This window comes from Micromonospora sp. WMMD998 (assembly GCF_029581235.1).
Lineage (GTDB): Bacteria > Actinomycetota > Actinomycetes > Mycobacteriales > Micromonosporaceae > Micromonospora.
The window spans coordinates 4,717,769-4,740,823 of sequence record NZ_CP120740.1; the positions used below are offsets into that span (position 1 = coordinate 4,717,769).

Sequence of the window (23,055 nt, forward strand, 5' to 3'; positions counted from 1 at the left end):
TCGTTCGGTTCGGACCCCGGTCGGGTGACCGGGAGGTGTGCGGCGCGGGCGGCCCGGCGGTGGGCCCCCGCGGGAACTACAGGCGGACCGGCAGCGCCTGGAGGCTGCGGTTGAGCAGCGAGGGCTGCCAGCGCGCCTCGGCCGTGGCCAGCGCCAGCCCGGGCGCGGCGGCCAGCAGGTCGGTGAGCGCCGCGCCGGCCACCAGCCGGGCCAGCGGCGCGCCCAGGCAGAAGTGCCCGCCCTGCCCGAAGCCCAGGTGCGGGTTCGGCTGCCGGCGCAGGTCCAGCTCGTCGGGGCGGTCGAAGCGGGACGGGTCCCGGTTCGCCCCGGCGGTGACCACGTAGAGCCGCTGCCCGGCCCGCAGCCGCGCACCGGCCAGCTCGACGTCGTCCCGGACGTGCCGGATGGACATCTTGGACGGTCCGTCGAAGCGCAGCAGCTCCTCCACGGCCACCGGCGCCAGCTCCGGATCGGCCCGCAGCAGGGCGAGCTGGTCGGGGTGGCGCAGCAGGTTCCAGGTGCCCACGGCGATCAGGTTGCTGGTGGTCTCGCCGCCGGCGAACGCGACGTGGGTGAGCATGGCGACGAACTCGTCCTCGCTCACCGACTCGCCCACCAGGCCGTTGGCGAGCGCGGCGCTGATCAGGTCCTCGCGGGGCGCGGCCCGGCGGGCCCGGACCAGCGCCCGCAGGTAGTCGAAGAGGTCCAGCAGGGCCCGCTGCGAGCGGTCGTTCTCCTCTGGCGACTGCACCGCGCCCAGGGCCAGGTCACCGACCTGGATCGCCCAGCGCTGGAACATCGCGGTGTCCTCGACCGGCACGCCCATCCAGGCCGCCGCGACGGTCGCCGGAAGCGGCCGGGCGAACTCGGTGACCAGGTCGATGACGTCACCGGCGCCGGCCCGGACGGCGAGCCGGGTCACCGCCTCCTGCACCATCGGGCGGTTGCGACGCACCTGCCGGGCCCCGAACGCGCCCCGGAAGACGGCGCGCAGCCGACGGTGCTCGGGCGGGTCGACGAAGACCATCCACCCCGCCATGATCGAGAAGGCGCGGGCGGCCTCCGGGCTGAGCAGGTCCGGCGGGGTCTGGGCCAGCATCGGCCCGATCCGGTCCGCGGAGATCGCCGGCTCGGTGTAGCACGCCGTCGCCGCGTCGTAGCCGGTCACCAGCCAGGCCCGGTGCACCGGGCTCCAGTGCACCGGCTCGGCGGCCCGCAGCTCCGCCAGGTACGGGTACGGGTCGGCGACGAGGTCGTCGTCGAGCAGGTAACGGTCGGTCAGAATGGCGGTCGTCACGTGGTACGCTCCAGCAGCTCGGCGGCGAGGTCGGCGACGGCCGCCACGCCCGGGTCGGTGACCATGCTCCGGTGGGTGCCGGGCAGGTGGTGCACGGTGAGCGCGTCCGGGAACATCTCCCGGCAGCGCTGTTCGTAGGCGGGCCCGTCCTCCCCGGCGACCACCGACGGGCGGCCCGGACCGGCGGTGGTCGCCTCGGCGGTGACCAGCAGGTGCGCCGGCCCCCGGTAGGGCCGCGGGCGGTAGCCGGCGGCGGCGCGCAGGAGCGCCGTCCACATCGCCACCGGCCAGTCCGCGCCGAGTTCCGCCTCGGCCTCGTTGACCCCGGCCGCCACCAGCGTGGTGACCAGTTCCCGTTCCTGGCTGAGCCGGGCCGGGGTGCCCGGGGTCAGCTCGCGGATCGCCGCGCGCATCGCCACCGCCCGGTCCAGCAGGTCCAGCGCCTCGGTGACCGCGAACGTCCCGGCCTCGTCGGGCACCGCCGGTTCGAGCAGCAGCAGCACGTCCACCCGCTCGCCGGCGGCGGTCAGCCGGACCGCCATCTCCTGGGCGATGTTCGCCCCCATCGACCAGCCGAGCAGGGCGTACGGGCCGTGCGGCTGGTGCGCTCGCAGCTCCCGCAGATAGTCGTCGGCCAGCCCGGTCATGGTGTCGGCGTCCACGCCGCCGTCGATGCCCCGGGCCTGGAGGCCGCGCACCGGCCGGCCGGCGGGCAGCGCCTGGGCCAGCGGCAGGTACCAGGCGACGCTGCCGCCGCTGGGGTGCACGCACCAGAGCGGACGTCGGTCGGCGTCCCCGTCGCGCAGGGTCACCACCACGCCGGCGTCGCGGTGGGCCGCCGTGCCGGCCGGGCCGGGTCGCCGGGTGGCGAGCACGTCGGCCAGCGCCGCCACCGTCGGGTGCTCCACCAGGTCGGCCACCCCGACCGGCAGGCCCAGGTCGCAGGCGCGGGCGGCGAGCCGCACGATGGCCAGCGAGTGCCCGCCGAGGTCGAAGAAGTCGTCGTGCACGCCGACCCGGTCCAGCCGCAGCGTCTCCGCCCACAGCTTGGCCAGCGTCGCCTCGACCTCGGTCCGCGGCTCCAGGTACGGGCGGTCCGGCTCGCTCGCCGCCGTCGGCGCCGGCAGCGCCGCCCGGTCGAGCTTGCCGTTGCCGGTCACCGGCAGCGCGTCGAGCGTGACGAACGCGGCCGGCACCAGGTAGGCGGGCAGCCGGTCCCGCAGCCAGCGGCGCAGTTCGGCGGCGTCGGGCAGGTCCAGCCCGGCCACCGGCACCAGGTAGGCGACGAGGCGGGCGTCGCCCGGCCGGTCGGCGTCGGCGGCGTGGGCGGCCACCGCGGCCACCGCCACGTCCGGCCGGGCGGACAGCACCGCCTCGATCTCGCCCGGTTCGATCCGCCGGCCCCGGATCTTCACCTGCCCGTCGACCCGGCCGCCGAAGTCGAGGCTCCCGTCGGCCCGCCACCGCCCCCGGTCACCGGTGCGGTACAGCCGACGTCCGCCGCCGGCCGGGTCGGGCACGAACCGGTCCGCGGTCAGCCCGGGCTGCCCGAGGTAGCCCCGGGCCAGGCACTCCCCGCCGAGGTAGATCTCACCGGCCACGCCGACCGGCGCGGGGCGCAGCGCCTCGTCGAGCACGAGGACCGTGGTCCGGGCCAGCGGCCGGCCGATCGGCACGCTCACCGCGTCGACCGGCAGGTCCCGGACCTGGTGCGCGGTGACCACGAAGATCGCCTCGACCGGCCCGTACCCGTTGACGACGCGCAGGTGCGGCCAGCGGGCGGCCACGTCCCGGCAGTGCGGCGCGGACGCCGCCTCCCCGCCGAAGACGAGCTGCCGCAGCTCGCCCAGCTCGTCCGGCGCCTCCTCGACCGTCAGGTTGAACAGCGTGGTGGTGAGGAACGCGGTGGTCACGCCGTGGCGGCGGATCGCCGCGCCGATGCCCGCGGGGGTGACCGGCTCGGCCGGGTAGAGCGCGCAGGTGCCGCCGTGCAGCAGCGGGCCGAAGATCTCGAAGATCGCCGCGTCCCAGTTGACGCTGCTCAGGTGCAGCACGGTCTCGTCCGCGCCGAGGTGGGCGAAGTCCTGCCGCAGCAGCGAGTCGACGACGGACCGGTGGGTCACCGCGATGCCCTTGGGCCGCCCGGTGGAGCCCGACGTGTAGAGCACGCACGCCAGGGCGTCGGCGTCCGGCGCCGACGCCGGCGGGTCCGCCGGCTCGGCGGCGAAGGTCTCCTCCGCGAGCGTGAGCACGGTGGAGATCCGCGCGGGCACCTGGTGCCGCCAGGCGGGCTGCGCCAGGACCAGGTCGACGCCGGCGTCCGCCGCGAGCAGGTCGAGCCGGCGGCGCGGGTCCCGCGGGTCCATCGGCAGGTACGCCGCGCCGGCCTTGAGGATGCCGAGCATGCCGACGATCAGGTCCACCGACCGCTCGGCGCAGAGCCCGACCACCCGCTCCGGCCCGACGCCGTGGCGGCGCAGGTGGTGGGCGACCCGGTTGGCCCGTGCGTCCAGCTCGGCGTAGCTGACCGGGCCGTCCGGGGTGGCCAGCGCGACCCGCCCCGGCCGGTCGGCGACCTGGGCGGCCAGGACGTCGACCAGGCTGCGCGGGTCGTGCGTGGCGGCGGCGACCCGGGGTCGGGTCCGCTCGGTCGGGGTGGGCGCGCCGGGCGGCGCGTCCGGGTCGTCGACCATCCGCGCCAGCAGCGCGCAGTACGCGTCGGCCAGCCGCGCCACCTCACCGGGGGACATCCGGCCGGCGTCGGCCTCGAAGGAGACCCCCTGCGGGCCGGTGGTGACCATCAGCCCGAAGTTGGTCCGGGCGATCTCCTCGATCTCCTCCTTGTGCTCGCTGCCCAGGGCGTGGAAGTGCACGTAGTTGAAGGCGGTGTCGACGAGCACCTCCCCGGCCCACCGGCCCCGTTGCAGCTCGGCGAGGGGGAACCGCCGGTGCGGCAGGAGGTCCCGCTCGGCGGCGAAGACGTCGCGCAGCAGCCCCACCCAGCTCGTGGCGGACGACCGCAGCCCGAACGGCACCACGTTGAGGAAGAGCCCGCGCATGCCCTCCGCGCCGGCCCGCTCCAGCCGCCCGTTGGTGGCGAAGCCGGTGGCGTACGCCGGGCCGTCGGCGAGCTGCCCCATCAGGTGGTGGTAGGCGGTGAACAGGACCGTCTTGCGGGGCACCCCGGCGCGGGCGGCCAGCGCGTCGATGCCGGCCGTCAGGTGCCGGTAGTCGCGCAGCACCTCGCAGGTGGACTTGTCGGCCGGCTCCGCGCCGACCGAACGCGGCACCCGCACCGGCGGGAACTGCTCCACCATGGCGTCCCAGAACGCCCGGGCGGCCGGGTCGGCGACCGCGGCCCGTTCGAGCGCCACGTACTCGGCGAAGCGGGGCACCGGACCGGACGGTGGCTCCTGACCCACGCCGGTGACCGACCGGCGGTGCCGGTCGACCAGCTCGGCGATGAGCGAGGTCAGGCTCCAGCCGTCCAGCACGGCGTGGCAGTCGGTGATGGTGAGCCGGTACTCGGCGTCGTTGAGCACGTGCACGTGCAGCCGGATCAGCGGCGGCTCGGCCAGCTCGAACCAGCGCACCGACTCGGCGTGCAGATGCTCCCGGACCCGCCGGAGCTGGACCTCCTCCGGCAGGCCGCGCAGGTCGTCCACCCCGACCGGCAGCGTGGCCCGCTCGTGCACCAGTTGCAGCGGCTCCTCGTAGGAACCCCAGTCGAACCCGGTACGCAGGATCTCGTACCGGTCGACGACCGCGTCCGCCGCCGCGCGCATGGCGGTGGCGTCGAAGCCGGCCGGCTCCTGCACCCGGAAGCTCGTCACGTTGTGGTAGGCGCCCTTGCCGGCGTCGGCGAGCAGCTCGTAGAGCATGCCCTGCTGCATCCGGGTCAACGGGTAGGCGTCCGCGAGGCCGGCCGGCAGCCGGTCCCGGTCGGCGGGCGCGACCATCGCGAACCGCTCCACCGACGGCGTCCCGGCCGGGTCCGCGGCGCGCCGGTCGGCGGCGGCGTCGACGGCCCGGGCCAGCTCGCCGAGCGCCTGGTGGGCGAAGACGTCACGCAGCGACACGGGAACGCCGCGCCGCTCGGCGAGCCCCACCACGCGCAACGCGAGGATCGAGTCGCCACCGAGGTCGAAGAAGCGGTCGCCGACGCCGACCCGGTCGACGCCGAGGGCCGTGCACCACACCTCGGCCAGCAGCCGCTCGGTCGGGGTGGCCGGCGGCACGTGCGCACGCGCGGCCCCGAGGGTGGCGCCGTCGGGGTCCGGCAGCGCCCGCCGGTCCACCTTGCCGTTGGCCGTCAACGGCAGCGCCGGCAGCACGGTGAAGGTCGCCGGCACCATCGCCTCCGGCAGCCGCTCCCGCAGCCGGCGCCGCAGCTCGTCGCCGGTCAGCTCGCCGTCGACGACCAGGTAGGCGTGCAGCCGGTGCTCGCCGCTGCGGTCCCCGCGGGCCACCACGGCGGCCTGGCCCACCGCGTCGTGGCGCAGCAGGGCGGCCTCCACCTCGCCCAACTCGATCCGGTGCCCGCGGATCTTCACCTGGTCGTCGGCGCGGCCCCGGTACTCCAGCTCGCCGTCGGGCAGGTGGCGGGCCCGGTCGCCGGTGCGGTAGAGCCGGGCGCCGGGGACGGCGGAGAACGGGTCCGGCACGAACCGGTCCGCGGTCAGCCCCGGTCGGCCGAGGTAACCGCGGGCCAGGCCGGCGCCGCCGACGTACATCTCGCCGGTGGCGCCGACCGGGACCGGCCGCAGGTGCCGGTCGAGCACGTGCACGGTCAGGTCGCCCAGCGGCCGGCCGATCGGGGAGGTGGCGTCACCGGCCAGGTCGTCGGCGGTGACCAGGCGGTGCGTGACGTGCACGGTGGTCTCGGTGATGCCGTACATGTTGACCACCCGCACGCCCGCGCCGGGGCCGTCCAGCCAGCCGTCCAGCTCGGGCAGGTCGAGCTTCTCGCCGCCGAGCACCACGTGCCGCACGCCGAGGTCGGCCAACGGCCGGTCGCCGAGCGCGGCCCGCAGGTTGCGGAACGCGCCGGGGGTCTGGCTGAGCATCGTCACCCGCTCGTCGGCGAGCAGCCCGGCGAACCGCCGCGGGTCGCGGGCGGTGGCCTTGTCCACCACGACGACCGTGCCGCCGCGGGTCAGCGCGCCCCACAGCTCCCACACCGAGAAGTCGAAGGCGTACGAGTGGAACAGGCTCCACACCCCGCCGGGCGGCAGGTCGAGCGCGTCCACGCAGGAGTCCAGCAGACGGACCACCTGCCGGTGCGCGACCCCCACGCCCTTGGGCCGGCCGGTGGAACCGGAGGTGTAGATGACGTAGGCGAGATGGTCGGCGTCGGTGACCGGCGACGGGTCCTCGGTGGAGGCGGAGGCGAGGGCCGGATCGTCCAGGCGCAGCAGCCCGGCCGGCGCCACGGGCACCCGGTCGGCGAGGTCCGGCGAGACCACGGCCAGGCGTACCCCGGCGTCGTCGACCACGTAGGACAGCCGGTCGCGCGGGTGCTCCGGGTCCAGCGGCACGTACGTCCCGCCGGCCTTGAGGATGCCGAGGATTCCGACCGCCAGGTCGGCGTCGCGGCGCACGCAGAGCGCCACCGGGGTCTCCGGCCCGACGCCGGCCGCGCGCAGCCGGTGGGCGAGCTGGTTGGCCCGCGCGTTGAGGGTGCCGTAGTCGACGCGCCGCCCGCCGGCCACCACGGCGACGGCGTCCGGCGCGGCGGCGACGTGCCGGGCGAACCGTTCGTGCAGCAGGTCCGCCGAGGGGTAGTCGCCCGCCGGGGCGCCCCAGGCGGCGAGCTGCCGGCGCTCCTCGTCCGGCAGCAGGTCCAGGTCGGCCAGCGGGGTGTCCGGGTACGCGACGACCTGCTCCAGCAGCCGCCGGTACTGCGCCGCCCACCGCCGGACCGTCGCCGGCCGCCACAGGTCCGACCGGTGGAAGAACGCGGCGGCCAGCCCGTCCGGGCGGCGCGCGGCCTGCAGGATCAGGTCGAACTTGACCGCGTCGAGGTCCAGGTCGAACCGCGCCCCGGTGACCTCGCCGAGGCGTACCGGCCGGTCGTCGTCGGCGTCGTCGAGGCTGAACATGGCCTGGAACAGCGGGGTCCGGTCCAGGCTGCGGTCCGGGGCGAGCAGGTCGACGACCCGCTCGAACGGCGTCTCCTGGTGGTCGTACGCGCCGAGCGCGTCGGCGCGGACCCGGTCGAGCAGGTCGGTGAAGGACGGGTTCCCGGCCAGGTCGGCGCGCAGCACCAGGGTGTTCACGAAGAAGCCGACCACCTGCTCCACCTCGGGCCGGTCGCGGCCGGCGACAGGCGTGCCGACGCCGAAGTCGACCTGACCGGCGAGCCGGCCCAGCACCGCCTGGAACGCCGCGAGCAGCGCCATGTAGAGGGTCGCGCCGCGCTGCCGGGCGAACCGCTCCAGCGCGTCGACCAGCTCCGCCGGCACGGTGACGTCGCAGGCCGCACCGGTGGTGGAGCGGTGGGCCGGACGCTCGCCGTCGGTGGGCAGTTCCAGCGGCGGCAGCCCGCCCAGCCGGTCCCGCCAGTAGGCCAGGTCCCGGTCCCGGCGTCCCTCGCTGGCGGTGCGACGTTGCCAGGCGGCGTAGTCGGCGTACCGCACCGGCGGCTCGGGCGTGGGCGTCCCGGCGTAGCCCGCCTCCAGGTCACGCACCAGCACACCCGTCGACGCCCCGTCCGCGACGACGTGGTGCAGGGTCAGCAGGACCACGTGGTCGGTCGGCGTGAGCCGCCACCCGGTGACCCGGAACAGCGGCCCGGTCTCCAGGTCGAACGGCTCCGCCGCCACCTGCCGGGCCGCCTCGGCGACCTCGGCGGCGTCGTCCGCGTCCCGCCAGTCGACGCCCGGCCAACCGGTCACGATCTCCTGCCGGACCACGCCGTCGTCGACGCTGAACCGGGTCCGCAGCGACTCGTGCCGCCGCACCAGGGCGGCGAACGCCGCGTCGAGCCGGTCGCGGTCCAGCGGCCCGGTCAGCCGCCACGCCACCGGGATGGTGTACGCCGCGCCGGCGCCGTCGAGCCGGTCCAGGAACACCAGCCGTTCCTGCCCGAACGACACCGGCAGGTCGCGGGTGCCGTCGCCGCGGGTGATCCCCGCCGGGGCGGCACGCCCGGCGTCTCCGGCGAGCCGCCGGCGGAGCAGCTCCTGCTGGGCGGGGGTGAGCGCGGTCATCGGGTTTCCTCCAGTTTCCGGGCGAGCCGGGCGATGGTGCGGGCCTCGAAGAAGATGCGCAGGGTCAGCGGGCCGGTCAGCCGGTCGCGCAGCCGGGAGATGACCCGCAGCGCGGTGAGCGAGTGGCCGCCGAGGGCGAAGAAGTCGTCCTCGACGCCGACGTCGGGCCGGTCCAGCAGCTCGGCCCAGACCTCGGCGATGGCCCGCTCGGTGTCGGTGCGCGGGGCGACCCGGATCGCGCCGGTCGGCCCGGCACCGACCTCGGGCAGCGCCGACCGGTCCACCTTGCCGTTGCCGAGCAGCGGCAGCGCGTCCAAGACCAGCAGCTCGGCCGGGATCATCGCGTACGGCAGCGCGGCCTCCAGGTGTCGGCGTAGGTCCGCCTCGGTGACACCGTTGCCGGGGGCGCGTTGGGCGTAGCCGGCGAGCCGCCAGCCGTTCGGCCCGTCCGGGCGGGCCACCACGGCCGCCGCGCCGACCGCCGGGTGGCCGGCGAGCGCGGCCTCCACCTCGGCCGGTTCCACCCGGACGCCACGCACCTTGACCTGCCGGTCCAGCCGGCCCCGGAACTCCAGCGTCCCGTCGGCCAGCCAGCGCGCCGCGTCGCCGGTGCGGTACATCCGCGCGCCGGGCGGTCCGGCCGGGTCCGGCAGGTAGGCGGCGGCGGTGAGGCCGGGCCGGTTGCGGTAGCCGCGGCTGACCCCGGACCCGCCGATGTGCACCTCGCCGAAGACGCCCACCGGCGTCGGGCGCAGCGCCGCGTCGAGCACCCGCACGGTGGTCCCCGGCATCGGTACGCCGATGCCGACCGACTCGTACCGCCGGCCGGGGTCGAGGTCGGCGACGGTGGTGGTGACGGTCGCCTCGGTGGGGCCGTACTGGTTGACCACCCGACGCAGGCCGGGCAGCGCCTCGTGCACCCGGGCCAGCAGCGCCGGTGTGCACGGCTCCCCGCTGAGCACCAGCAGCCGCAGCGCGGGCAGGGTCGCCGCGCCGACGTCACCGGCGTCGAGGAGCTGGTGCAGCAGCGACGGGACCATGCTCAGCAGCGCGGTGGGCGCGGGCCGGCCGGGCAGGTCGGCGGCGAGCGTGGACAGGTCGGACCGTCCGGCCATCAGCACTGTCGCGCCGACGGTGAGCGGGCCGACGCAGTCGCGCAGGAACGCGTCGAAGCTGGGCGAGGCGCGTTGCAGGACCACGTCGTCGGCGTCCAGCCGGTAGTGGGCGGCGATGGTGTCGAGGTAGGCGGTGACGCCGCCGTGCTCGGCCAGCACGCCCTTCGGCTCGCCGGTGGAGCCGGAGGTGTAGACGACGTAGGCGAGCTGCTCGGGCCGGGTGTCGACGTCCGGCGGGGTGGCCGGCCGGTCGGCGAGCGCCGCGCCGGCGACGGTCTCCGGGTCGAGCACCAGCCGCACCCCGGCGTCCCGCTCCAGGTGGGCCAGGCGGCGCGCCGGCAGCTCCGGGTCGAGCCCGACGAACGCCCCGCCGGCCTTCCACACGCCGAGCACGGCGACCACGGTGTCGACGCACCGGGGCAGCCGCAGCCCGACCCGGTCCTCCGCGCCGATCCCCCGCTCCCGCAGGTGGTGGGCGAGCCGGTTGGACCGCCGGTCCAGCTCGGCGTAGGTCAGCTCGCCGCCGGGGCCGACCACCGCCACCGCGTCCGGGGTGGCCCGCACCTGACCGGCGATCCGGTCGAGCAGTGAACGGAACGGCTCGGCCGGCCGGACCGCCGCCGGGGCGGTGGTGGCCTCGACCAGCGGCAGGTCGTCGATCCGGGCCGCCGGGTCGGCGGCGACCGCCCGCAACAGCCGGACGTACGCGCCGGCCATCCGCTCGATCGTGGCGGCGTCGAAGATGTCGGTGGTGTAGTCGAGCGCGCCGGCCAACCCGTCCGGGCCGTGCACCAACTCCAGCGTCAGGTCGAGCTTGGCGGCGCCCCGGTCCACCGGCTGGGCGACACCGGTCGTGGCGCCGAGCCGCAGCGTGTCCAGCGTCCAGTCGTTGTAGCTGAACAGCGCCTGGAACAGCGGGGAGCGGCTGAGGTCGCGGTCCGGGCTCAACTCCTCGACGAGCCGGCCGAACGGGAGCTCCTGGTGCTCGTACGCGGCGAGCGCGTCGTCCCGCACCCGGTCGAGCAGGGCGGCGAAGGTGGGCCGGCCGGACAGGTCGGCGCGCAGCACGAGCGTGTTGAGGAAGAACCCGACCACGTCGCGGACCTCCGGGCGGCCCCGACCGGCGACGGGCGTGCCGACCGCGAAGTCGGTCTGCCCGCTCCACCGGCCCAGCAGCGCCTGGTAGGCGGCGAGCAGCGTCATGAACAGCGTCGCGCCGTGGGCCCGGCTGAGTCGTTCCAGCGCGGCGAGCAGGTCCGGTTCGACGGTGAACCCGACGCTCGCCCCGGCGCCGCCGCGCGCCGACGGGCGGGGCCGGTCGGTGGGCAGCTCCAGGGTGGGCAGGTCGGCCAGCCGCCGGCGCCAGTGGTCCAGCTCGCCGGCCAGGCGGTCGCCGGCCAGGCGGTCACGCTGCCAGGCGGCGAAGTCGGCGTAGCGCACCGGCGGGCGGGGCACGTCCACCCCGTCGTAGCCGGCCTCCAGCTCGCGCACCAGCACTGCCGCCGACCAGCCGTCGGAGACCGCGTGGTGCATGGTGAGCAGCAGCAGGTGGGCGTCGCCGGCCCGCCACAGCACGGCCCGGAACAACGGCCCGGTGGTCAGGTCGAACGGCCGCCGGGCCTCGTCGGCCAGGTCGGCCTCCGCGGCGGCCATGGTGGCCGCGTCGCGCCGGTCCAGGCCGGCCCAGCCGGGTGTGACGTCCTGCCGGACCACGCCGTCGACCAGGGTGAACCGGGTACGCAGCGACTCGTGCCGGTCGACCAGCGCGTCCAGCGCGGCGGCCAGCCGGTCGGCGTCCACCGGCCCGGTCAGCCGCCAGGCCAGCGGAATGGTGTACGCGGCTCCGGCGCCCTCCAGCCGGTCGAGGAACACCAGCCGTTCCTGTCCGAAGGAGACGGGCAGCCCGGCGGTCTCCCGGCCCCGGGTGATCGGGGCGAGCACCGGGTCGGCGTCGGCGAGCAGGCGGGCCAGCCCGGCGATGCTGCGGGCGGTGAACAGGTCCCGGAAGGTGATCTCCCGGCCGGTGCGGGCGGCCACCGCGCCGACCACCTTGATGGCCAGCAGCGAGTGCCCGCCGAGGGCGAAGAAGTCGTCGTCCATGCCCGGGTCGGCGACGCCGAGCACCTCGGTGAAGATCTCCGCGAGCTGGCGTTCCCGCTCCGTCGCCGGCTCCCGCCGCCCCGCCCCGGTGGCGTAGGTCGGCTCGGGCAGGGCGGCCCGGTCGAGCTTGCCGTTGCCGGTCAGCGGCAGCTCGTCGAGGACCACCACGGCGGCCGGCACCAGGTACGCCGGCAGGGTCCGCCCCAGGTACGCCCGCAGGTCGCCCAGCTCCGTCGGGTCGGCGGCGACGTACGCGACGAGGCTCAGCGCGCCGGCGCGGTCCCGGCGGGCGAGCACCACCGCGTCCCGGACCGCCGGGTGGCGGCGGGCCGCCGCCTCGACCTCGCCCGGCTCCACCCGGAAACCGCGGACCTTCACCTGCCCGTCGGCGCGGCCGACGAACTCCAGCACCCCGTCGGCGGTCCACCGCACCAGGTCACCGGTGCGGTAGACCCGGCCGCCCGGCGCGCCGAACGGGTCGGGCAGGAACCGCTCGGCGGTGCGGGCCGGCGCGCCGACGTACCCCCGGGCCAGTCCGGCGCCGCCGAGCAGCAGCTCGCCGACCACCCCGACCGGGACGGGCCGCAGCTCCCGGTCCACCACGTAGGCCGTGGTGTGGTGGGTCGGCCGGCCGATCGGCACCCGGCCGGCGTCGCCGGCCGGCGCGGTCACCGGGTGCCAGGTGGCGAACGTGGTGCACTCGGCCGGGCCGTACATGTGCCGCAGCCGGTCGGGACCGACGTGGGCGAGCAGCCCGTCCACGGTGGCCGGGTCGGCGGCCTCGCCGCCGAACAGCACGTGCCGCAGCCCGCGCAGCGCGTCCGGGCGTTCCCGGGCGACCTGGTGGAACAGCGCGGTGGTGAGGAACAGCGTGGTGACCCGGTGCCGCGTCAGGTGCTCGGCCAGCGCGGCGGTGGAGAGCGCCACGTCGGGCGGGGTGACCACGATCGTCGCGCCGGCGACCAGGGTGGCCCAGACCTCGAACGTGGCCGCGTCGAAGATCGGGTTGGCGGCGAACGCCACCCGGTCGTCCGGCGTCAGGTCCAGGTATCCGCCGTCGTGGACGGTGCGGACCAGGTTGCGGTGGGTGATGCCGATGCCCTTCGGGCGGCCGGTGGAGCCGGAGGTGTGCACCACGAAACCGAGTTGCCCGGGGTCGACCGGGACCGCCGGGTCGGTGGCCGGACGCCGGTCCAGGTCGGCGGCGTCCCGGGCCAGGTCGACGACGCGGCAGTCCAGCCCCGCGCCGTCGTGGTGCCCGGCGGCGGTGACCAGCAGGGTGGCGCCGGCGCCGGCGACCATGTGCCGGCTGCGCTCGGCCGGCTGGTCGGCGTCCAGCGGCAGGTAGGCGCCGCCGGCCCGGAGCACGGCGAGTTGGGCGCGGACCAGCTCGGCCCCGCGAGGCAGGCTCACCGCCACCACGGTTTCCGGGCCCACCCCGAGGTCGACCAGGTGGTGGGCGAGCTGGTTGGCCCGCCGGTCCAGCTCCGCGTACGTCCAGACGGTCGCGCCGTCGACCACGGCGGGTCGGGCCGGGTCGGCGGTGACCCGGTCGGCGACGAGGTGGTGCAGCGGTCGGGCGGGCAACGCCGGTGTCGCCGCGGTGCCCGCCGCCAGCAGCGCGTCCCGCCGGGCGGGGTCGAGCACCGGCCAGTCGCCGAACCGGGCGCCGACGTCGCCGGCCAGCGCGTCGAGCAGCCGGACGTACGCCTCGGCGAGACGCGCCACGGTGTCCGGGCCGAACAGGTCGGTGGCGTACTCGAACAGGCCGGTCCGGGTCCCGTCCGGCGCCTCGTCGACGAAGAGGGTGAGGTCGAACTTGGCGGTCCGCCACCCCAGCGGCAGCTCGGTGACGGTCCGGCCGGGCAGCCGCAGCGCGGTGACCGCGGTGTCCCGCAACGCGAACATGGTCTGGTAGACCGGCGTCCGGCTCAGGTCGCGCTCGGGGCGCAGCTCCGCGACCACCTGCTCGAACGGCACGTCCTGGTGTTCGTAGGCGCCGAGGGTGGCCTCGCGGACCCGCCCGACCAGCTCGGTCAGGGTGGGGTCGCCGGTCAGGTCGGCCCGCACCGCGAGCGTGTTGACGAAGAAGCCGACCACGTTCTCCACCTCGGCGCGGGACCGGCCGGCCACCGGCGTGCCGACGGCGAAGTCGTGCTGCCCGCTCCACCGGCCCAGCAGCGCCTGGAACACCGCCAGCAGCACCGTGTGCAGAGTGGTCCGCTGCTCCTGGGCGAACGCGGCGAGCCGGCGCAGCGCGTCCGGCGGCAGCGCGAAGCGGTGGGTGGCGCCGTCCGCGCCGAGCACCGCCGGCCGGGGCCGGTCGGTGGGCAGCTCCAGCGGCGGTACGCCGGCCAGGGCGTCCCGCCACCAGTCCAGCTCGGCGGCGAGCCGGTCCGGGCCGAGGTCGGCGCGCTGCCAGCGGGCGAAGTCGGCGTACCGCACCGGCGGCGCGGGTGGCGTCGCGCCGGCGTAGAGGTCGCCGAGTTCGCGGGCGACGACGCCGAGCGACCAGCCGTCGGCGACGACGTGGTGCAGCACCAGCAGCAGCACGTCGTGGTCGGGCAGGCGGACCAGCGTGGCCCGCCACAGCGGGCCGGTGGCCAGGTCGAACGGCTCGCGGATGCGCGCCGCCGCCACCTCCTCGGTCCAGGCGTCGGCGTCGACCCGGGCCAGCTCCACCGCCGGCTCCGGGTCCACCACCGGCACGTCCCCGGGGAACCGGGTCCGCAGCGCGTCGTGCCGCGCGGCGAGCCGGTTCAGGGCCCGGCGCAGGGTGGCCTCGTCGAGGTGACCGTCGACCCGCCAGGCGACCGGGATGACGTAGCTGGGGCTGTCCGGGTGGATCCGCTGGAGGAACAGCAGCCGTTCCTGGCCGAACGAGGCCACCGCGGGCGCGTCGTCGCCGCCGGCCACGAGCGCCGGCGCGGTGCCCCCGTCGGGCGCGGCGGTGACGGCCTCGGCCAGGTCGGCGACGGTCAGCCCGCCGAACAGGTCCCGGATGGACACCTCGACGCCCAGTTCCTCGCGGAGGCGGGCGATCAGGCGCACGGCCAGCAGCGAGTGCCCGCCGAGGGCGAAGAAGGTGTCGTCGACACCGACCCGGGCGACCCCGAAGACGTCGGTCCAGACCTTGGCGAGGCGTTCCTGCGCCGGGTTCTCCGGGGCCCGGTACGCCACGGCCAGGTCGGGCCGGTCCGGCGCGGGCAGCGCCTTGCGGTCCAGCTTCCCGCTCGGGGTCAGCGGCAGCTCGGCCAGCGGCACGAACGTCGACGGCACCATGTAGCCGGGCAGCCGCTCGGCCAGCCGCTCGCGCAGCGCGTCCAGGTCCGGCCGGTCCCCCACGACGTACGCGACGAGCCGCTTCTCGGCGGCCTCGCCGGTGGCCACCACCACCGAGGCGCGGACGCCCGGCTGGTCGTCGAGCACCGCCTGGATCTCACCCAGCTCCACCCGGTTGCCGGCGAGCTTGAGCTGCTCGTCGACCCGGCCGAGGTAGTCGACCACGCCGGGGCGGTGCCAGCCGGCCAGGTCGCCGCTGCGGTACATCCGCCCGCCCGGCTCGCCGTACGGGTCGGGCAGGAACCGCTCGGCGGTCAGGCCCGGCTGGCCGAGGTAGCCGCGCGCGAGCTGCACCCCGGCCAGGTACAGCTCCCCCGGGCCGTCGCCCGGTGCCGGGCGCAGCTCGGCGTCGAGGATGTGCAACTGGGTGTGGTCGACCGCCGCGCCGATCGGCACGCTCGCGCCGGACCACTCCGGTTGGCAGGCCCACGCGCTCACCTCGATGGAGGCTTCGGTCGGGCCGTAGAGGTTGTGCAACTCCACGTCGGGCAGGGCGCGCAGCACCCGGTTCTGCAGGTCGGTGGGGAGCGCCTCGCCGCTGGCCAGGATCCGGCGCAGGCTGTGGCAGTCGCCGACGCCGGGTTCGCCGACGAACAGGGCCAGCATGGTCGGGATGAAGTGCGCGCTGGTGATGCCGCGCCGCCTGATGGTCTCCACCAGGTAGCGGGTGTCCCGGTGCCCGCCGGGCCGGGCGATGACCAGCCGGGCGCCGACCATCAGCGGCCAGAACAGCTCGTGCACCGACACGTCGAAGGCGTACGGGGTCTTCTGGAGCACCCGCTCGTCGGAGGTCATGCCGTACTCGTGCTGGCCCCACCGCAGCCGGTTGACCACGCCCCGGTGCTCGACGACCACGCCCTTGGGCCGGCCGGTCGAACCGGAGGTGTACATGACGTAGCAGGCGTTGCGCCCGTCGACGGCGACGTCGCACGGCTCGTCGGACTCCGCGTCGGTGTCGGCGAGCGTCAGCTCGGGCAGGCCGGGCAGGCCCAGGTCGACGTCCATGCCGGGGCCGCGGACCAGGACCTTCGCGCCGCCCTGACCGGCCATGTAGCTCAGCCGGTCGGTGGGCAGCTCCAGGTCCAGCGGCAGGTAGGCGGCGCCGCTCTTGAGCACGCCGAGCAGCGTGACGAGCAGGTCCAGGGACCGCTGGGCGCCGACGGCGACCACCGTCTCCGGGCCGGCGCCGGCCCGGCGCAGGGCGTGGGCGAGCCGGTTGGCCCGCCGGTCCAGGTCGCGGTAGGTCAGCTCCGCGCCCTCGAACTCCAGGGCGACCGCGTCCGGGGTACGCCGGACCTGCGCCTCGACCAGAGCGTGGATCGTGCTCATAGGTTCTGCTCCTTCAGTGCCTGCTCGACGTCCTCGCTGCTCATCGCCGCGATCTCGGCCATCAGCCGGTCCTCCACGGCGGCGGCGAGGCGGGCCACGGTGGGCTCCTCGAAGAGGGTGCGGACGGCCACCTCGCAGCCGAAGGCCGCGCGCAGCCGGATGGCGACCCGGGTGGCGAGCAGGGAGTGGCCGCCCAGGTGGAAGAAGTTGTCGTGGATGCCGATCCGGTCGACCCGCAGGACCTGCCGCCAGATGTCGGCGACCGTCTCCTCGGTCGGGGTGCGCGGCGGTTCCGCGTCGGCGGCGGGCGCCGGCCGGTGTCCGGCCGGGTCGGGCAGCCGGTCCCGGTCGACCTTGCCGCCGACCGTGCGCGGCAGCTCGTCGAGGACGATCAGCACGGCCGGCACCATGAACCCGGGCAGCCGCTGCGCCAGCCGGTCGCGCAGCTCGTCGACGGTCACCCCGGCGCCGGTCAGGTAGGCCACCAGCCGGTCCTGCCAGGCGACCACCACGGCGTCGCGGACGCCCGGGTGCTCCCGCAGCCGGGCCTCGACCTCGCCCACCTCGACCCGGAACCCGCGCACCTTCACCTGGCCGTCGGCCCGGCCGTGGAACTCCACCTGCCCGTCGGCCCGCCAGCGGACCAGGTCCCCGGTCCGGTACAGCCGGCCGCCGGGCTCCGGCCCGTACGGGTCCGGCACGAACCGCTCGGCGGTCAGCCCCGGGCGGCCCAGATAGCCGCGGGCCAGTTGGGTGCCGCCGACGAACAGCTCACCGACCGCGCCGACGGGCACCTCGGCGAGGTCACCGTCGAGCACGTACAGCGCCCGGTCGCCCACCGCGCGGCCGATCGGCACGACGCCGTCCACGTCGGCCGGCACGTCGTAGACGGTGGCGCTGATCGTGGTCTCGGTCGGGCCGTACGTGTTGACCACGGACACGTCCGGGTGGTGCCGGCGCCACCACGCCAGGTCGGCGGGGCGGACCGCGTCCCCGCCGAGCACCAGCAGCCGCAGCCGGGCCGGACTCCAGGTGGGCGCGGTGGTGCCGTCGCCGGTGACCTCGGCGATCAGCTCGGTGAGGTAGCCGGGGACCACCTCCATCACGGTCACCCGGTGGCGTTCCACGTCGGCGACGATCTGGGCCGGCGCGACCAGCCCGTGCTCGGGCAGCACCAGCGCCGCGCCGCAGGACAGCGCCGGGAAGATCTGCTCGATCGAGGCGTCGAACGCCAGCGCGGCGAACTGCAACACCCGGTCGTCCGGACCGAGCCCGAACCGCCGCCGCATCCGCGACACGTGCGCCGCCATCGCCCCCCGCGACACCCCGACCCCCTTCGGCCGACCCGTCGACCCCGACGTGTAGATCACGTACGCGAGCTGCGCCGGATCCACCGCCACCTGAAGGTCGTCGTCCCGGCCACCGTCCGGCAGCGGCCCGTCCAGCACCACGGACGCCCCCACGTCGGCGGTGACCAGGTCGGCCCGCTCGGCCGGCCACGCCGGGTCGACGGGCACGTACGCCCCGCCGGCCTTCAGCACCCCCAGTACGGCGGCGAGCATGTCCACCCCGCGCGGCAGCCGGACCACCACCGGCGTCTCCGCCCGCACGCCCCGCTCCCGCAGCCCCCACGCGACCCGGTTGGCCCGCGCGTTCAGCTCCGCGTACGACAGCACGCCGTCGGCGGCGATCGCGGCGAGCGCGCCCGGATCCCGGCGGGCCCGGCCCTCGAAGGCCACCACCGGGTCGGTCACCCGGCCGGGCGTCTCGGCCGCGCCGAACCGCCGCAGCAGGGCGGTCTCGGTGGCCGGCAGCGCGGTCGCGCCGATCCGGGTGTCCGGCGCGGCGGCCACCACGGCGAGCAGCTCCTGACACCGCCGCACCAGCCGGTCGATGGTGGCCGCGTCGAACAGGTCCGTGCGGTACTGCACGAACCCGCCGGCCGCGCCGGGTTCGGTGGTGAACGTGACCATCAGGTCGAACTTGGTGACGTCGAACGGGATCTCGGCGGGACGCAGCCGGGCGGCGCCGAGCCGCGGCGCGGCGATCGCCCGCGCCTCCAGGTCGAACATGACCTGGAACAGCGGGGACCGGCCCGACTCCCGGTCGGGGCGCAGTTCCTCCACCACCCGCTCGAAGGGCAGCTCCTGGTACTGGTAGGCGTCGAGCGCCCGGTCCCGCACCCGGCCCAGCAGCTCGGCGAAGGTCGGGTCGCCGCCGGTGTCGGCGCGCATGACGAGGGTGTTGACGAAGAACCCGATGACGTTCTCCACCTCGGGCCGGGTACGCCCGGCCACCGGCACCCCGACGCCGAAGTCGTCCTGCCCGGTCCACCGGGACAGCAGCGCCTGGAACGCGGCCAGCAGCGTCATGTAGAGCGTCGCGCCGTGCCGGCGGCCCAGCCGTTCCAGCCCGGCCACCAGCTCCGGGTCCAGGGTGAACTCGTGGGTCGCGCCGGCCCAGGAGGGGTGGGCGGGCCGGGGACGGTCGGTGGGCAGTTCGAGCGCCGGCAGTCCGGCCAGCCGCTCGCGCCAGTGCCCCAGCTCGGCGTCGAGGCGGTCACCGGTGAGTTCCCGACGCTGCCAGCCGGCATAGTCGGCGTACTGCACCGGCAGCTCCGGCAGGGCCTCGCCGGCGTACGCGGCGCCCAGCTCGCGCACCAGCACGCCCATCGACCAGCCGTCGGAGACGATGTGGTGCATGGCCAGCACGAGCAGGTGGTCCTCCGGCCCGAGACGCCAGACCAGGGCCCGGAACAGCGGGCCGGCGGCCAGGTCGAACGGGCGGTGCAGCTCCGCCCCGGCCCGGGCCACGGCGGTGGCGTACGGGTCGACGGTCGCGGTCACGTCGTGCCAGTCGGCGGTCACCTCGCCGGCCGCGGCGACCCGCTGCGTCGGCGACGTGCCGACCACCGGGAAGGTGGTCCGCAGCGACTCGTGCCGGTCGACGAGCTGGCGCAGGGCCCGGTCGAGCCGGCTCCGGTCGAGCGGCCCGTCCACCCGCCAGGCCAGCGCCGCCATGTAGTCGGGCGCGTCCGGCTCCAGCCGGTTGAGGAACCACATCCGTTCCTGGGCGAAGGAGAGCGGGAAGTCGCCGCTGCGGCGCAGCCGGGTGATCGCGGACGCGGGCGCGGACGCGGGGTCGGCGGCGGCCGGCGGCAGGGCGGCGGCGAACTCGGCGATGGTCGGGTGGGCGAAGAACGACCGGACGTCGACCGGCCGGTCGAGCGCCTTCACCAGCCGGGCCACCGCGAGCGTGGCGAGCAGCGAGTGGCCGCCCAGGTCGAAGAAGTTGTCGTGGACGCCGATCCGGTCGACCCGCAGGACCTGCCGCCACACGTCGGCGATCGTCTCCTCGGTCGGGGTACGCGGCTCGGCGAAGCCGTCGGTCACCTCCGGGCGGTGTCCCTCCGGGTCGGGCAGCCGGTCCCGGTCGACCTTGCCGCCCACGGTGCGCGGCAACTCGTCGAGCACCACCACCACGGCCGGCACCATGAACTCCGGCAGCCGCTGCGCCAGCCGCTCCCGCACCTGCGCGCCGGTGACGCCGGCGCCGGCCAGGTAGGCCACCAGCCGGTCCTGCCCGGCGACCACCACGGCGTCGCGGACGCCCGGGTGCTCCCGCAGCCGGGCCTCGACCTCACCGATCTCGACCCGGAACCCGCGCACCTTCACCTGGCCGTCGGCCCGGCCGTGGAACTCCACCTGCCCGTCCGGCCGCCACCGCACCAGGTCCCCGGTCCGGTACAACCGGCCGCCGGGCGTCCGCCCGAACGGGTCCGGCACGAACCGCTCGCCGGTCAGCCCCGGCCGGCCCAGATAGCCGCGCGCGAGCTGCGTGCCGCCGACGAACAGCTCACCCACCGCGCCCACCGGCACGTCGCGCAGCGCGGCGTCGAGCACGTACAGGTCGCGGTCGGCGAGGGCGCGGCCGATCGGCACGGCGCCGGTGAGGCCGCGCGGGACCTCGGCGACCGTCGTGGTGACGGTGGTCTCGGTCGGCCCGTACGCGTTGAGCACCGCCACGTCGGGGCAGCACGTGCCGAAGCGGTCCACGTCGGCGGGTCGGACCACGTCGCCGCCGAGCACCACCGTCCGCAGCGCGCGCGGCCCGGTCCCGCCCCGCTCGGTCAGCTCGGCGACCAGTTGGCCGAAGTACGCCGGGGGCAGGTTGACGAGCGTGACGCCGTGCCGGTCCAGCAGCGGCAGCAGCGTGGCGGGCGCGACGAGGCCGTGCTCGGGCAGCACGAGCGCCGCGCCGCTGGACAGCGCCGGGAAGATCTGGTCGATCGAGGCGTCGAACGCGAGCGCGGCGAACTGCAACACCCGGTCGTCCGGACCGAGCCCGAACCGCCGCCGCATCCGCGACACGTGCGCCGCCATCGCCCCCCGCGACACCCCGACCCCCTTCGGCCGACCCGTCGACCCCGACGTGTAGATCACGTACGCGAGCTGCGCCGGATCCACCGCCACCTGAAGGTCGTCGTCCCGGCCACCGTCCGGCAGCGGCCCGTCGAGCAGGATGTCGAGGCCGGCGTCGGCGCGGACGACGTCGACGCGCTCGGCCGGCCAGGCCGGGTCCAGCGGCACGTACGCCCCGCCGGCCTTCAGCACACCGAGCACGGCGGCGAGCATGTCCACCCCGCGCGGCAACCGGATCCCGACCGGGCGCTCCGGTCCCACGCCCCGCTCCCGCAGCCACCACGCCACCCGGTTGGCCCGCGCGTTCAGCTCCGCGTAGCTGACCGTCGCGTCGCCGGTCAGGGCGGCAGCGGCGGCGCCGTCCCGGCGGACCCGGTCGGTGAGCGCGTCCACCGGGTCGACCACCCGGCCGGTCACCTCGGCCGCGCCGAACCGCCGCAGCGCCGCCGTCTCGTCCGCCGGCAGTTCCACCGCCCCGACCCGGATCCCCGGATCGGCCACCACGGCCGCCAGCAGCTCCCGGCACCGCCGCGCCAGCCGGTCGATGGTCGCCGCGTCGAACAGGTCCGAGCGGTAGACGACGGTCATCGCCAGCTCGTCACCGCGAGGCTGGGCGAACAGCGACACCGCGAACAGCGCCTTGGGCCGGTCGACCTCGAAGTCGGTGAAGCGCAACGGGCCGGCCGACGGGCCGTCGCCGGGCACGTTCTGCATGGCGAACCAGGCGTCGATGAGCGAGTCGGTGTCCGGCCGGTCGGGGCGCAGCTCCTGGACCACCCGTTCGTACGGGACCTCCTGGTGGTCGAGGGCGTCGAGGGCGTCGTCGCGGACCCGGGCGAGCAACTCGGCGAAGGTCGGGTCGCCGGCCAGCCGGGCGCGCAGGACCACGGTGTTGACGAACAGTCCGATCAGGTTCTCCACCTCCGGGGAGTTCCGGCCGGCCACCGGCGAGCCGATGCCGAAGTCCCGCTGCCCGCTCCACCGGGACAGCAGCACCTGGAAGGCGGCCAGCAGCGTCATGTAGAGCGTCACGCCGTGCTCCCGGCCGAGCCGGTGCAGCCCGGCCACCAGGTCCGGGCCGAGGACGAACTCGGTCGTCGCCGCCGCGTGGGAGGGGTGCTCCGGGCGCGGCCGGTCGGTGGGCAGGGTCAGCGCGGGCAGGCCGGCGAGCTGGCGCCGCCAGTGGTCCAAGTCGGCGGCGAGCCGGTCGCCGTCGAGTTCCCGACGCTGCGACTGCGCGAAGTCGACGTACCGGACGGGTAGGTCGGGCAGCGGTTCCCCGGCGTACGCGGCGGCCAGCTCGCGGGCCAGCAGGCCCACCGACCAGCCGTCGGAGACGATGTGGTGCATCGCGGCCAGCAGCACGTGCTCGGTGTCGGTGAGCCGCCAGGCGACCACCCGCAGCAGCGGGCCGGTGGTCAGGTCGAACGGCCGGTCGGCCTCGGCGTCGGCCTGCCGGGCGATCTCGTCGGCCGAGGTGGCGTCCCGCCAGTCGATGGTGAGGTCGACCGACGGGGTCAGGACGACCCGGGGCGTGCCGTCGCTTTCCCGGAAGACCGCGCGCAGCACGTCGTGCCGGGCGACCACCGTGTCGAGCGCGGCCTGGAGTCGCGCCCGGTCGAGCGGGCCGTGCACGCGCCACATCGGGGTGGTGACGTACGCGGTGCCGTGGCCTGAGTCCAACCGATCCAGGAACCACATACGATGCTGGGAGAACGACGCAGCGTATTCATTCTGGACGCAGTTCGCTAGCTGTCGCAATTCAAATTCCCCTCGGCTGGAAACTGGCAGGCGACGGGCCTGTTCACGATCCGACAGAGCAGCCCGGCGCACTATTCAGCCGGGCACAGAAGCCCAATGCCGCCCATTCACCATGAGGCAGGAGGTGTGGCGAAGCGGAAGCTGCCACACGAGCAACTCACCCCGCCGATCAGATTGATCTAGTAAGTGGCCAGGTCACACACCATGTTGTGTCACCAAGTGTCGGGATTTGCCCCGCTACGACCACACCGTAGAGATCATTTACCCACTCCCCCAAGACCTTTACGATCATTAAGTTCGTCGGCCGCAGTGGATCCCCCGACATCTGCGGACAGCACTCATTCTGCAACGACCGACAGCCATTCCGCAAATCCTCGGCTGTCGGGAAGCGGATGATCAGGACGCCGATCGGGCGCGTCCGGGCGCTAATGACGGAGCCCTATTCAGGGTCAGATTCCCACCGTTGCACCAGTTGAGCG

At 75.8% G+C, this 23,055-nt stretch carries 4 protein-coding genes; all 4 read right to left on the reverse strand.

Annotation, left to right across the window (positions count from 1 at the left end; translation table 11 throughout):
* Window positions 1–76: 76 nt before the first annotated feature.
* Genes O7619_RS21545 through O7619_RS21560 form a run of 4 tightly spaced genes read right to left on the reverse strand, consistent with a single transcriptional unit; the run spans window position 77 to window position 22,648 of the window.
* On the reverse strand, window positions 77–1,297 hold the full coding sequence (locus O7619_RS21545; protein ID WP_282283050.1) for a cytochrome P450: 1,221 nt from the start codon (window positions 1,295–1,297) through the stop codon (window positions 77–79).
* On the reverse strand, window positions 1,294–8,508 hold the full coding sequence (locus O7619_RS21550) for a non-ribosomal peptide synthetase (protein WP_282283051.1): 7,215 nt from the start codon (window positions 8,506–8,508) through the stop codon (window positions 1,294–1,296). Before O7619_RS21550 ends, O7619_RS21545 begins: the two co-directional genes overlap by 4 nt.
* Complete coding sequence (locus O7619_RS21555; RefSeq protein WP_282283053.1) at window positions 8,505–16,394, reverse strand: non-ribosomal peptide synthetase; 7,890 nt, start codon at window positions 16,392–16,394, stop codon at window positions 8,505–8,507. The genes O7619_RS21550 and O7619_RS21555 overlap by 4 nt, the downstream gene beginning before the upstream one ends.
* The gene (locus O7619_RS21560; protein ID WP_282283054.1) at window positions 16,391–22,648 is read right to left on the reverse strand and encodes a non-ribosomal peptide synthetase; all 6,258 of its coding nucleotides are present in this window, start codon (window positions 22,646–22,648) and stop codon (window positions 16,391–16,393) included. Before O7619_RS21560 ends, O7619_RS21555 begins: the two co-directional genes overlap by 4 nt.
* Between the last annotated feature and the right edge of the window lie 407 nt (window positions 22,649–23,055).

Excerpts from the sequence above, each read along its gene's own strand:
- O7619_RS21550 (WP_282283051.1), bottom strand. The coding sequence starts at position 8,508 with ATGACCGCGCTCACCCCCGCCCAGCAGGAGCTGCTCCGCCGGCGGCTC.
- O7619_RS21555 (WP_282283053.1), bottom strand. The coding sequence starts at position 16,394 with ATGAGCACGATCCACGCTCTGGTCGAGGCGCAGGTCCGGCGTACCCCG.